10 protein-coding genes are annotated in these 12,876 nt (G+C 71.5%); 1 reads left to right on the top strand and 9 read right to left on the bottom strand.

Annotated features, from left to right (window positions below; translation table 11 throughout):
• Position 1: 1 nt before the first annotated feature.
• The 4 genes from ACWY4P_RS48450 to ACWY4P_RS48435 all read right to left on the bottom strand — a co-directional run bounded on the left by ACWY4P_RS48450 (position 2) and on the right by ACWY4P_RS48435 (position 5,651).
• Positions 2-607 (bottom strand): hypothetical protein, encoded by a 606-nt coding sequence (locus ACWY4P_RS48450; protein WP_456207170.1) that lies wholly within the window; start codon positions 605-607, stop codon positions 2-4.
• Positions 604-2,733 carry a hydantoinase/oxoprolinase family protein gene (locus tag ACWY4P_RS48445; protein ID WP_456207169.1) on the bottom strand — a complete coding sequence of 710 codons (2,130 nt, stop codon included), beginning with the start codon at positions 2,731-2,733 and terminating at the stop codon, positions 604-606. The genes ACWY4P_RS48450 and ACWY4P_RS48445 overlap by 4 nt, the downstream gene beginning before the upstream one ends.
• A gap of 138 nt (positions 2,734-2,871) precedes the next feature.
• Complete coding sequence (locus ACWY4P_RS48440; protein WP_456207168.1) at positions 2,872-4,482, bottom strand: FAD-dependent oxidoreductase; 1,611 nt, start codon at positions 4,480-4,482, stop codon at positions 2,872-2,874.
• 68 nt (positions 4,483-4,550) lie between these two features.
• Positions 4,551-5,651 (bottom strand): LacI family DNA-binding transcriptional regulator, encoded by a 1,101-nt coding sequence (locus ACWY4P_RS48435; RefSeq protein WP_456207167.1) that lies wholly within the window; start codon positions 5,649-5,651, stop codon positions 4,551-4,553.
• Positions 5,652-5,931: 280 nt separating this feature from the next.
• Here ACWY4P_RS48435 and ACWY4P_RS48430 point away from each other — a divergent pair, with 280 nt between their 5' ends.
• Positions 5,932-6,648 (top strand): GntR family transcriptional regulator, encoded by a 717-nt coding sequence (locus ACWY4P_RS48430; RefSeq protein WP_456207166.1) that lies wholly within the window; start codon positions 5,932-5,934, stop codon positions 6,646-6,648.
• Positions 6,649-6,688: 40 nt separating this feature from the next.
• Here the strand turns inward: ACWY4P_RS48430 and ACWY4P_RS48425 are convergent, their stop codons facing one another.
• Genes ACWY4P_RS48425 through ACWY4P_RS48405 form a run of 5 tightly spaced genes read right to left on the bottom strand, consistent with a single transcriptional unit; the run spans position 6,689 to position 12,602 of the window.
• Positions 6,689-8,233 (bottom strand): sugar ABC transporter ATP-binding protein, encoded by a 1,545-nt coding sequence (locus tag ACWY4P_RS48425; protein ID WP_456207165.1) that lies wholly within the window; start codon positions 8,231-8,233, stop codon positions 6,689-6,691.
• Positions 8,230-9,306, bottom strand: coding sequence for an ABC transporter permease (locus ACWY4P_RS48420; RefSeq protein ID WP_456207164.1), 1,077 nt, complete (start codon positions 9,304-9,306; stop codon positions 8,230-8,232). The genes ACWY4P_RS48425 and ACWY4P_RS48420 overlap by 4 nt, the downstream gene beginning before the upstream one ends.
• Positions 9,303-10,382 (bottom strand): ABC transporter permease, encoded by a 1,080-nt coding sequence (locus tag ACWY4P_RS48415; protein ID WP_456207163.1) that lies wholly within the window; start codon positions 10,380-10,382, stop codon positions 9,303-9,305. Before ACWY4P_RS48415 ends, ACWY4P_RS48420 begins: the two co-directional genes overlap by 4 nt.
• Positions 10,379-11,467: a mandelate racemase/muconate lactonizing enzyme family protein gene (locus ACWY4P_RS48410; RefSeq protein ID WP_456207162.1), complete on the bottom strand. Its 1,089-nt coding sequence runs from the start codon at positions 11,465-11,467 to the stop codon at positions 10,379-10,381. Before ACWY4P_RS48410 ends, ACWY4P_RS48415 begins: the two co-directional genes overlap by 4 nt.
• A gap of 40 nt (positions 11,468-11,507) precedes the next feature.
• Complete coding sequence (locus ACWY4P_RS48405) at positions 11,508-12,602, bottom strand: substrate-binding domain-containing protein (RefSeq protein ID WP_456207161.1); 1,095 nt, start codon at positions 12,600-12,602, stop codon at positions 11,508-11,510.
• Positions 12,603-12,876: the final 274 nt, after the last annotated feature.

Genomic DNA, 12,876 nt, shown 5'->3' with positions numbered 1-12,876 from the left:
CTTACTTCTCTCTTGCCGGCGCGGCTGACGCGGCCAGGGCGGCGGACAGCAGGAGCGGGCTGCGGCCCAGGCCGCAGACGGATTGCGCGTAGGCGTGCGCGACGAGTTCCTCGGCGCCCGCGACGTACGTGAGGACCCGGAGGCGCCCGAGGCGCAGCGCGGTGTGGCCGAGGGCCTCCTTGAGCGCGGCGCGCTCGGGGCCGTGGTGGAGCCGTTCGTGGACCGCCTCGTGGGTGAGGGCGGCAGCGCGGACCGAGCCGGCCGGGAACCACTCCCGCCAGCCGTGGGCGGTCACCAGGCGCTCCGCCGCGTCGATGGAGTCCGTGTACAGCTCGACGGTGGGCGGCCGGGAGGTGTAGCGGGCGAGGAGCCCGCGCTCCAGGCCGCCTTCGCGCTCCACGATCCGAAGCGGGGCGGGCGCCTCGGCGGGGGCCAGGGCGGCGCCGAACTCGGCGGCGGTCGCGGCCCAGTGACGCAGCAGCGCGGGGTCGCGGCCCTCGTGCAGCGAGAGCGAGCCGAGGAACCGCGCACCGTACTCGATGTCGTCGACGGCGGTGTCGACGGCGGCGAGGCCGGTGTGTGTGCGGGTGGCGGCGAGGCGGGTCATGACCGCACCTCCACGATCGCGACGACGGGCTCGTCGCCTGGGCGACTCTCCATCTCGGCGCGGGCCAGCGCGAGCAGGGGTTGCGGGTCGAGCACCCCGGAGAGGTCGGCGATGCGGGAGCCGATGAGCAGCCGCAGCGCCGGGGCGCGCACTCCGCCGTCGCCGTAGGCGGTGGCCTCGTCGACGAGGGTGGCGAGGGTCTGCTGCGCGGAGCCGACGGTGGTGGTGGCCACGCGGGCGTCGGGGGCGTGCAGCCGGACCACGCCGTCGGCGTCGACGACGCGCACCGGGTGGTGCACTCCGCGCAGCCTGCGGCGCAGTTCGGTGCCGTAGACGGTGTAGGCGGGGGTGCCGGCCAGGACGTCGACCTGGTTCTCGGGGACCTTGAGGCTCTCGGCGGCCAGCCGCAGGCGTTCGGCGTCGTCGGCGCGGTGGGCGCGGTCCTGGGTGCGCAGTTCGGTGGCGCCGGTGGCGACGGCGCGCACGGTGTTGGTCTGCGGGTCGACGGTGACCTCCACCTCGACGGCGTCGGCGGCGGCGCCCTGGGCGACGACGGCCCGTTCGGCCTCGGAGCGCACCGCGAGGATGTCCTGCTGGCCGGCGCCGGGGATGATCCGCTCGATCTGTTCGCGCACGAGGGCGAGGGCGACCCCGATGGGGCTGATGACCTCGCTGTGGGCGGCGATGCGGCCCTCGTGGCCGGTCGTGGCGGCCAGGTGCGGGGTGACGGAGGCGGCGCCGCCGCCCCCGCCGATGAGCAGGACGGTGTCCTTGTCGAGCCGATAGTCGTCGATCATGGTGTCGACGACGCTCCTGACCTGGGCGACGCCGGCGTCGAGGACCTGGGTGGCGGCGGTGTCGACGTCGGTGCCGAGGGCCGCGGCCAGCGGGGCGAGGGCGGCGCGGGCGACGTCGCGGTCGGCGCGCGCGAAGTCGCCCTCGGGGACCCGGCCCAGGGCGTTGGCGGCGCAGGTCAGGGTGATGGCGTAGCGGCCGCCCGCGGCGTCGAGCACGATGTGGTCCTCGGCGTCCTCGGGCAGCGGGCGGACGGTGGCGAGCCGCGCGCCCGCGAGGTCCTCGGCGGAGGCGAAGCAGGCGTAGGGCAGTCCGGCGATGTGTGCGCTGCGCGGGCCGACGGTGGTGACCTTCCCGCCGCTGACCCGGACCATCGAGCCGCCGCCGACGCCGACGGTGCGCACGTCGAGCGCGGAGAGGTAGGAGGACTTGCCGAGGAGGGTCGCGTGGCGCACGGCGACCTTGCCCCGGCGTACGACGCTGATGTCGGTGGAGGTGCCGCCGGTCTCCAGGAAGACGCCCTCGCTGACGCGTTCCTGCATGAGCGCCCCGGCGACGCCGGCCGCGGGGCCGGAGAGCACGGTCAGCAGCGGGCGGCGGCGCATCTCGTCGAGCGACATGACGCCGCCGTCGCAGCGCATCACCATGAGCGGGGCGGTGACGCCGGCTTTGGTGATGGAGGCGTCCACGAGGTCGGCGGTGGCGAACATCTTCGGCAGGATCGCCGCGTTGACGACGGCGGTCCTGCTGCGCTTCTGGAGGCCGTAGAGCGAGGTGATGTCGTGCGCGGCGGTCATCGGCAGGTCGCGCTCGGCGGCCACCTCGCGCACCGCGTCCTCGCCCTCGGGGCGGTCCACGCTGAAGGGCTGTGTGGCGACCAGGACCTGGGCCCCGCCGCGCACCACCTCGTCGACGGCCCCTTCGACGGCGGCCCGGTCCTCGGGGTCGGCGACATGGGCGTAGGTCAGCGGAAGTCGCTTGCCGGGCGTCAGTTCCAGCCTGGCGAGGGAGGCGAGGCGGCGGGTGAAGACGCCCCCGGCCCCGGTGCCGATGCCGAGCAGCCCGACGGTGGCCACATCGCCCTCCAGCAGGGCGTTGGTAGCCTGGGTCGTGCCGTGGGCCAGGAAGGCGACGTCCTCAGGGGCGTGTCCGGTCTGTTCCAGCAGGCGGTCGAGCGCTTCCACGATGCCGTGGGCGACCCCGTCCTCGTGATGGTGGCTGGTGGGAACCTTCACCTGCCCGAGCAGGTCGAGGGTCGTGGCGTCTACGGCCACGGCGTCGGTGAAGGTTCCGCCCACGTCGATGCCGACGCGGATGCGGTGGGTGGTCATGGTCTGGGCACCTCCTTGTGCTGGGTCGGCGCGTACGCGGGCGGTGGGCCGGGCGGGGCAGGTGGAGCTGCTCCCGTCCGGCCGTCCCGGCGCCGGGAGACCGGGCGCGCTGTACCGCTTCCCGGTCTCCGCTGGGGTTCAGTAGCCGCGCACCTGCGGCCAGTGCCGTTCGACTCCGGCGCGGTCGAGCAGGGCGGCGAAGGCGTCGAAGCGCTTGTCCTCCGCCTGTACCTCGTGCGGTTCGACGCCCTCGTCGAGGCAGTGGGCGGCGAGCGCGCCGGCGACCTCGCCGATGTTCCACTCGACGGGATGCAGCCGGTAGCAGCCGTTGGTGATGTGGGTGGTGCCGATGTTCTTTCCGGCGGGCAGCAGGTTGCGTGTCCGGCGCGGGACGAGCGCGCCGAGCGGGATCTCGAAGGGCACGGAGCCGATGTCGATGTAGTTGTCGCCGCCGGTCGAAGGGTGCAGGTCGATGCGGTAGCTGCCGACGCCGACCGAGTCCCGGTGGCGGGTGCCGCCGGTGGGGCCGACGAGGTCGATCGCCACGTCCTGTTCGGTGACGGTCGTGACGGCCTTGATACGGCGGGACTCGCGCACGTAGGGGGCCTTGGCGAGGCCGTCCTCGGTGCCCATGACGTCGGGGCGCAGCCGCAGGCCGGGGAAGCCGGTGCCGCCGTCGGGGCGCGGGGCCTCGGTCTGGAGCCAGTACAGGACGGACAGCGACAGCTGCTTGGCCTCGCGAACCGCTTCGGCGGCGGTCTGCTCGCCGGCGCCGATCAGCGGCTTGAGCCAGTAGTCGTTGAGCGGCCAGTTGACGAGCGTGATGTCGGAGTCGAAGGAGCCGTCCCGGTGCAGCTTGCGCGCGAGGATGCGGCGGAAGCCGAAGAGTTCCTTGTCCCCGGCGTCGGCGGACTGGTCGGCGCTGACGGCGAGCGGGTCGATGTCCGGGTTCGGCACGAAGGTGCGCGGCACCGCCTCCAGGCTGCGCGGGTCGGGCGCCAGGAAGCCGAGCAGCGGGCCGGGCCAGAACTCCGGGGTGTAGCTGCGCCAGAAGTCGTAGTCGGCGGGCTTCTCTATCGTGTGGTCCTCGCCCTCGTGGTGGGAGAGCGCGAAGCAGAAGGTGATGCCCTGCTGGTTGAGCGGGTCGGCCTGCACGGGGGCGTGCGGTTCGCCGAACTCGGCGCGGGACTCGGCGCCGAGCGCGTGCTCGACCCCGGCCAGCTCCAGCAGTTCGCCGGTCTCGGTGGCGTCGAGGACGTAGGGGGCGGTGAAGGTGCGCCGGCCACCGCCGCGCAGGTCCTCCAGAGTGACGGACCGTACGGTGTCGCCCTCGGTCTCGGCGGCCACCGGGCGGTGCTCGGTGAGCAGGGTCAGCCGGCCGGAGGAGCGGTGCGGGGCGAGCAGGCCCTCCAGCGCGGCCAGCGCGACGCGGGGTTCGGCGCACAGTTTGCTGACGCGGCCGGCGCCGGGGTTGAGGCCGGGCAGGGCGGCGGCCTCGGCGCGCAGCGGGTACCAGTCGCGGTAGTAGCCGCGGATGGCCTCGCGCAGCGCGCGGTAGGAGGCGGTGACGCCGAACTGCTCGACCCAGGGGTGCTCGTCCGGCGGGACCGCCTGGGAGGTGAGCTGGCCCCCGATCCAGTCGGTCTCCTCGGTGAGGACGACCGTGCGGCCGGCGCGGCAGGCGGCGAGAGCGGCGGCGACGCCGCCGAGTCCGCCGCCGACGACGAGTATGTCGGGTTGGCTGGTCACGGTCCTCCTTGTGGCGCGTTGTGGCGCGCGTGATGCGGTCGTACGGCGTGCTGCGCTCGTACGGGGGGTCAGGTGCGGTGGGGCGGGGGTCCCGCCGTGGCGCCGGTCCGGAAGGGGCAGACCACGAGGGGTTCGTCCGCCTCCTCCCCCTCGACCAGGGCGGCGAGCAGCCGGACGGCGGCGGCGCCGAGCTGGGCGCGGGGGATGTCGAATCCGGTGGGGACCGGTTCGGCCGCGAGATCGGCGGGCGGGCTGCCGAGCAGGGCGAGGCTCAGCTCGCCGGGGCAGTCGAGGCCGGCCTCGTCGACGGCGGTGCGCAGGGCCCGCCACGGGCTGCCGGTGTCGGTCTCCTCGGCGACCAGGGCGGTCACCCCCTCGTCGAGCCACTCCCGCAGCCGCTCGGCGGAGAGCGTGCGCGCGGGGTCGGCGGTACGGAAGACCGCGTCGGGGCCGACGGGCAGTCCGGCTTCCTCCAGGCCCTTGAGGAAGCCGTGCTCGCGGTCGGTGGAGGCGGGCGCGTCGTCGTCCTCGCGGACCAGCACGATGCGCCGGTGACCGAGCGCGGCGAGCTGGGCGACGACCTCGTGGCTGGCGCTCACGTAGTCGGCACCGACCCAGGCCAGGCCCTCCGGTTCACCCCTGCGGCCCACGTGCACGGCGGGAAAACCGTCTCCGACCAGGCGCCGCAGCTCCTCGGTGGGCGCGTGCCGGCCCAGGAAGAGGCAGCCGTCGGCGAGCCGGACTCGGCTCAGGGCGTCCGGTCCGGCGGCCCCCGCGCCGCCGGAGCTGGAGCCGGTGAAGAGCACGAGGTCGTAGCCGCGGGCGGCGGCCTCCTGCTCCACGCCGACCAGGAAGGGGTAGTACGAGTGCTGCACGTCCGTGGGGAAGGTCGCGGTGAAGCTGAAGACGCCGAGCAGATCGTTGCGCGCGGAGGCGAGCCTGCGGGCCGCCGGGTCGGGCACGTAGCCGAGGCTGAGGGCCGCGTCGAGCACCTTCTGCCGCGTCTCCGGCGAGATCGCGGCGCCCTGCTTCTTGCCGCCGAGCACAAGCGAGACCGTGGCCTGCGAGACCCCGGCCAGCCGGGCCACCTCGGCCTGGCGCGGCCGTGAGGTGCGGCCCGGGGGCGTGGGAGCCCGTCCTGACCTGGCTCGCTTGCGTGGTTTCTCCACCAGCACTCCTCCATCGGGATGACCCCGCCTGCTGTTTATGCGTATTACTAATGCGCATTAGCCAGCACTCTGGGCCTCGGTGGAGCTCACGTCAAGAGGGTGGGCGGGACTGTTTCGCCGGGTGACCCGATGGCTCTGTGGGCGTCACCGCCCCGCCCAACTCGTCATGTTGGGCCGCTGCCGGTACGTCCGCCTCGCCCGCCACTGGCCCTGAACCGCGTCCCTCACCTGGGTAAACTGTTGCCGCCCCGACAAGCCCCGAACAGCAGCAGGAGGCCGGATGCCGCCCCACGACACGTCCGCGCCCGGGGCACCGCGGGAAGGGCACGGGCCGGGCCTGCCGCCCGCCCGTCAGGCTCTCTCGGACAGCGTCTACGAGAACATCAAGGCCATGGTCATGGACCATGAGATCACCCCCGGCGCGCGCGTCAGCATCGAGGCCCTGGCCCGCGCCCTCAGCGTCTCGCCAACCCCCATCCGGGAGGCGCTGGCCAGACTGGAGTCCGACGGCCTGGTGGTGAAGAGGCCGCTCTCGGGGTACCGCACCACCGAGCTGCTGACCCGCCAGGGACTCGAGGAACTCTTCGAGATGCGGAAGCTGCTGGAACCGAGGGCAGCCGCTCTCGCCGCGGTCAACGCCAGTGAGGCTCAGCTCGACGGCATCGAGCGGATCGCGGAGGAGATGCAGTCCCACCCGGGGACTGCCGAGCGCTATGCGGCCTACCGCGACTTCGCCGCCCTCGACCAGCGCTTCCACGACGCGATCGCCCAGGCATCCCAACGGCCGCTGCTCGCGGACGCGGTGGAGCGGCTCCACTCCCATCTGCACATCTTCAGGCTCAGCAGTGTCCTCGGCGCTGATGACCCGACCCGCGCGGAGCACCAGCGCGTGGTTCACGCGATATTGCGCCGCAATCCCGACCGCGCGGCCGAGGCGATGGCGGAGCACCTCGCCTGTAGCCTCCAGCGCCAGCTCAGCCGGGACGAGGAGTCCTGACCGCGCGGCTTCCGACGAGCACGGTGGACGGGTCCGCGAATCATGCCTCCACCGCCTGCGGGCGTACGGCCGAGGTCGCGCGGTCGTGGATGATGCGGATGATCCTGCCGCTCATCCGCTCGTAGTCGCGATCGTTGTCGACCTCACCGCGGATCCGGTGGTCGGCCATCACGACCACCCGGTCCGCGAGCGTGATCATCTCCGCGAGGTCGCTGCTGATCAGCAGAATGGGCAGGCCGTCGCGGGCCAGCTCCCAGATGAGTTCGTGGAAGGCGTGCTTGGTGCGCACATCGACACCGACGGTCGGCTCATCGACGATGAGCAGCCGCGTGTCGGCCGCCAGCCACTTCGCCAGGCTCACCTTCTGCTGGTTGCCACCGGACAGCTCACCGGCGTTCTGCCCGAGCCCGGAGATGCGGATGCCGAGACGTTCGACGAGGTCGTGCGCCACGTCCTGCTCCTCGCGCGAGGAGACGAACCCGAGCGCCTTCGCCAGCTTCTTCCACACCGTCACCGTGATGTTCCGGACGATGGGCTGCTCCAGGAAGACCCCTTCCTCCTTACGGTTCTCGGTCAGATAGCCGATGCCGAAGCCGTGCAAGGCCTGCCGGGGAGAAGTGATACGCGCCGGCTTGCCGTGCACCCGGATCTCGCCGCCGGTGACGCGGTCGAGGCCGAGCATGGCCCTGACCAGTTCGCTGCGCCCCGCGCCGACCAGTCCGTACAGACCGACGATCTCGCCGGGCCGGACGTCCAGGCTGATGTCCCGGTGCCCGGCGGCGGTGGAGACCCTGTCGAACGAGAGCACCGGCGCCGCGGACGTGTCCACCTCCCGTGGACGCATCTCGGTCGCCGAGTGGGCACGGCCCACCATGAGGCTGACCACGTCGTCCTGGGTGTGGTCGGCGAGCGGCGAGGACTCGACCACGGACCTTCCGTCGCGCAGCACGGTGACGGTGTCGCAGATGGCGAACACCTCCTCCAGTTTGTGGCTGACGAAGACGACGCACGTCCCTCGGGCCTTCAGCCGCCGGACCACCTCGAACAGGCGCTCCGCCTCCCGCGGGGAGAGGGAAGCGGTCGGCTCGTCGAGGAGCAGCACCCGGCTCTCGGTGTACAGGGCTTTCGCGATCTCCACCAACTGCTGTTGTGCCACGGACAGTTCACGGACCGGCTGGTCCGGGTTGATGTCCAGGCCCAGCTCACCGAGGCAGGCCAGCGCGGGGGCGGTCATGGCCGCGCGGTCGATGAGACCGCGGCGCGAGGGAGGGCTCTGCAACGTGATGTTCTCGGCCACCGAGAAGCCCGGAATCAGATTGCGCTCCTGGTGCACGACGCCGATGCCGGTGCGGGTGGCCTCCAGCGGTGAGCGCAGCTGGACCTCGCGGCCGCACCAGGTGAGACGGCCGCTGTTGGGAGTGTGCACCCCGGTCAGGACCTTGATGAGGGTGGACTTTCCCGCGCCGTTCTCGCCGAGCAGCGCATGGACGGACCCTGCGGTGAGGCGCAGCCCGACGCCGTCCAGGGCCCGTACGCCGGGAAAGACCTTGACGATGTCCTGGCATTCGAGAAGGACGTTGCTCATCGGGAACCTTCCGTGTGCGGCAGGACGACAGCCGGCTGCGCGTCACTCCGCGGTGGCGCGGGAGGTATGCGGCCGCGCGAACTGCCCTTCTTCTCCAGGTGGGTCTGGTGGATACGGCCGCCGACCACCGTGCCGAGCACGACCAGGCCGATGAGGAAGTTCACCCAGCTCGGGTCGAGCGAGAACTGCGCGCGTGCGGCGTCGATGAGCCGCATCACGAAGGCTGCCAGCACCGTGCCGAGCACGGCGACCGAACCTCCGGTGAGCGCGACGCCGCCGATGATGGGAGCCGCGAAGCTGGGCAGCAGCCAGTCGCCGCCGACACTGCGGTTGACTCCGGGCAGCGACGCCGTCGCGGTCAGGGCGGCCACGCCGATCAAGAGGCCCGACAGGGTGTGGGCGAGCACGATCTGCCGGTCGGTGGAGATGCCCGACAGCCGGGCCGCCAGCGGGTTGCCTCCGGCCGCCAGGAGCCGCCGGCCGGCGGTGCTGCGGTACAGGAAGGCGGCGAGCAGGGCCGCGGCGGCCAGAGCGGTGAGGAACACCAGCGGGACGTTCAGCGGGGCCGCCCTGCCGAGGTCCCTCAGGCCGGCGGAGTAGCCGTCGACGGTGCGCGTGCCGGCCAGCCGGTACTGCGCTCCCTGGAGGATCGTCATCGTCCCGAGTGTGACGATAAAGCCGTTGATCTTCGTCGCCACGATGAACAGGCCCGTCACCAGGCCGACAGCTGTCGCCGTCAGCACACCGGCTGCCACCGCGACCCCGGCGGGCACGCCCTGGTCCGCCATGAGGACGCCAATCAGGCAGGCGGTGAAGCCGCCGAGCGCGCCGACCGCGAGGTTGAGCTGTCCGACGCACAGCGCGACCATCTGGGCCAGCCCGATGAGGACAGGGGTGGCCAGGTACTGGAGGAAGACGCGCACCGAAGGGCCCTCGAAGAACGAGCCGGAGGAGGCCACACCCAGGGCGACGTAACCAGCGAGCACCACGCACAGCAGGGTCATCGTCGTGGAGCGGGAGAAGCGGCGCAGGACCGCGGCGCCCCGGGCTCCCCGATCGTGGATTGTGATCATGTGGAACGCACCACCTTGCGATGGGACACGACGGTGCGCACGCGGTCGGCCGAGAGGGCCAGCAGGAGTACGCATCCGAGGTAGATGTTCAGGCTTTCGAGACCGACACCGAGCAGATCGAGCCCCTTGCGGATGACGCCGACCAGGGACGTGCCCAGCAGGGCTCCCAGTACGGAGACGACGCCGCCGGTGAGCAGGGTGCCGCCGAGCACCGAGCCGAGGAACGAGGGCAGCATGAAGTCGTCCCCGATGGAGGCGCGGAACGTTCCGGTGCCGACGGCGGCCATGAATCCGGCGAGCGCGGCGAGCAGCCCCGAGAGCGTGTGCGCCAGGATGACGCGGCGGCCGGTGGGAATGCCGGACAGCTCCGCCGCCGCGGGGTTGGCCCCGGTGAGCAGCAGCTCCCGGCCGATGCGGGTGCAGGCGTACAGGAAACCGATGCCGAGCAGTGCCAGGACGGTGAACTGCGCCAGCTGCGGTACGACCGGGGATCCACAGACGGGCCCGACGCAGATGTCGGCCAGCGAGTACGAGCGCAGTTCGGCGAGCCCTGACGGCTTGGTGGTGAAGGCGGCGTTCTCGGTCAGGGCCGAGTAGAGCAGGGAGACGAGTCCCAGCAGCGCGAAGTCCATCGCCAGGGTCACGACGAAGGAACTCACCCCTGTGCGGGTGATGATCCAGCCGGTCAGCGCGCCGATGGCGGCTCCGGCGAGCAGGCACAGCAGCAGGCCCAGTGGCAGTGGCAGGCCCAGCCGGTCGTATCCGAATCCCGCGAACAGGGCTCCGAAGGCGGCCATCCGTCCGACGGCCAGGTTCATGTGCCCCACCGAGAGGGCGACCATCTGGGCGAGCGCCACCACGGTCAGCGTCGAGATGTCCCGCAGCAGCGGGAACAGCACGAGCCGCTCGTCGAGGAACGCCGGCTGCAACACGCCGAACAGGGCGCTGAGGCCGACGACGAGCGCCAGCAGGCCGAGCCGCTGGTTGACCCAGAACGGCATGCGGTGCGCGGGACGCGACGGCGCGGCCCCGGCGGTGCCGCTGTCACTGTCCGGCGGGATGACGGGCGTTGTCATGACACCCTCCGGTTGTCGATGGCGTCCATGTCCCAGTCGATGCCGATCCCCGGAACGTCGGGCGCCACGGCCAGCCCGTCGCGGACCGTCAGCTCACTGCGGGTGACGGCCCGCAGCTGCGGGATGTGCTCGACGTACATGCCGTTGGGCACCGCGGCGGCGAGGCTGACATGCAGTTCCATCAGGAAGTGCGGGCACACCATGGTGTTGTGGCTCTCCGCCGTGTGCGCGACCTTGAGCCAGGGTGTGATCCCGCCGACGCGGGCGGCGTCGACCTGCACGATGGAGGCGGCGCCGATCTCGAGGTAGTTGCGGAACTGCATGGGCGAGTACATGGACTCGCCGACAGCGACGGGAATCCGTGTCGCACGCGCCAGCCGGGCATGGCCGCTGATGTCGTCCGCCGGCAGGGGCTCCTCGATCCAGTAGGGGTCGTAGGGCTCCAGCGCGGCTGCCAGCTGGAGGGCCGAGGACATCGTCTGCGACTGGTTGGCGTCCGTCATGATGTGCAGCGAGGGGCCGACAGCCTCTCGTACGGCGCGCAGGCGCTCCGCGTCCTCGGCGGCATGCGGCTTACCCACCTTGATCTTCACACCGGCCCACCCGGCCTTCTGAGCCCGGAGCGCGCCCTTCACCAGTTCGTCGGTGGTCAGGTGGAGCCAGCCGCCCTCGGTGTCGTAGACCGGGACTTCCTGGCGGTGGCCGCCGGCCAGCCGCCACAGCGGCTCGCCCGCGCGCTTGCAGCGCACGTCCCAGAGCGCGGTGTCGACGGCGGCGAGCGCGAGCGAGGTGATGGCTCCGGTGGTGGTCGCGCGGGTCAGAGCGAACAGCCGCTGCCACAGCGCCTCGACGTTGCGCGCGTCCTGCCCGATGAGGACGGGCAGCAGGTGGTCCCGCAGCAGGGCCAGTACGGAGGTTCCGCCGGTGCCGATGGTGTAGGCGTAGCCGGTCCCCGCGCTGCCGTCCGCCGTGGTGATGTCGACGAGTACCGTCTCCTGCTTGACGAAGGACTGCACCGCGTCGGTGCGGTCCGTCTCCACGGCGATGTCGGCCAGCTTGGCCGTGGCGGTCGTGATGATGCTCATCTCGTGATGTCCGTTTTCTGTAGTGCGGGGACGGCAGGGGTCAGCTGCATGCCAGGACGTCGTCAGCGAACTGCTTCTTCAGCTGGTCGGTCTTCGTCTTCCTCGCACTGTCGTAGGTCGCGATGTTCTCCTTGGTGACGACGAACGAGCCGGAGTCCACGGACTGCCCGGGCTTGCGCATAGTGCACTGCTTTGTCTGTAGCAGCGCGAGTGCCCACGCCCCGACCTCGGCCTGTCCCACCGGGTTCTGCACGACGGTGGCGGTGACCGTGCCCTGCTTGATCGAGCTGAGGATCTTGGCGTCGTCGTCGATGGCGACGACCTTCGCCTGCGAACCGGAGCTCCTGACCACGTCGGCGGCGGCAACGGCCGGGTTGTAGGCGGTGGAGACAATGCCCTGGATCTGCTTGCCCTTGGCCGTCAGTAGGTCGGACACCGCCTTCTGCGCGGTCTGCAGGTCCTTGTCGATGTCGGTGACGGTCTGCAGCAGCTTCACCTTGCCGCCCGACTCCTTCACGGCCCTGGCAACGCCCTTGATCCGCAGCTGGGTGTTGGCGTCCACGTTATTGCCCGTCAGGTGGACGATCCTGCCCTTGCCGCCCATCGCGTCGATGGCGGCCTTGGCCGCCTTGTACGCGGCGAGTTCGACGTCCGTGGAGAGGCAGAAGTCGGCCTTGTTCTCCGTACCCGCCGGGCAGGAGCCGAGTGAGGCCACGGCGAAGCCCTGCGACTTCAGGTCCGCGAAGGTGGTGTTGATGTCGGTCGGCGAGACCCCGAAGACGCCGAACGCGTTGTAGCCGCGCGCGGCGAGCGTGGACAGCAGATTGTTCTGCTTCTGCTGGTCCCACTCCGCCGTCTCGTCGAACGTCACGTCCCCGAGCCGGTACGTCTTCTCCGCGTCGGCGCCGGCGGACTTCCAGGGCTGGAAGTAGGGGTGAGCGCCGCCGGGCACGAGCGCGACCTTGGTGGCCGACCCGTCCGCGAGCACGGCCGTGCCGTTGCCCGCCCGCGCGGACGCGGGGCCCTGCCCGCCCGTCGGCTCATCCGAGTTCTTGATCGTGCAACCTGCCGAACCCGTGGTCAGCACCGCGACGGCGACAACTCCCGGCAGGAGAGATCTGGTCCGGAGACGCATCCCCTCACCTCCAGAAATCAAATAGGAAATTGATGCCGCGATAGTGTGCCAGTTGGGCTGTCCCGTCAAGCCCCATGACGAGCACGAGGACCCGTCGACATCCGCCGCAACCATGGACCAGATGCGCGCCCAGAGTCTTCGGCCAGGCAAATTAGCCAGCTGGCCCCCTCCCCCGCAGCCTCACCACTCCCGGGAGCGACGGCCCGAACGGGTCAAGTCCCCCCTCTTGACTGGCCGCCCTCGATCCCACATTCATATAGGAAACTCATTGCAG

Source organism: Streptomyces sp. LZ34, assembly GCF_053890475.1.
This window is presented reverse-complemented; position numbering and strand designations above follow the sequence as displayed.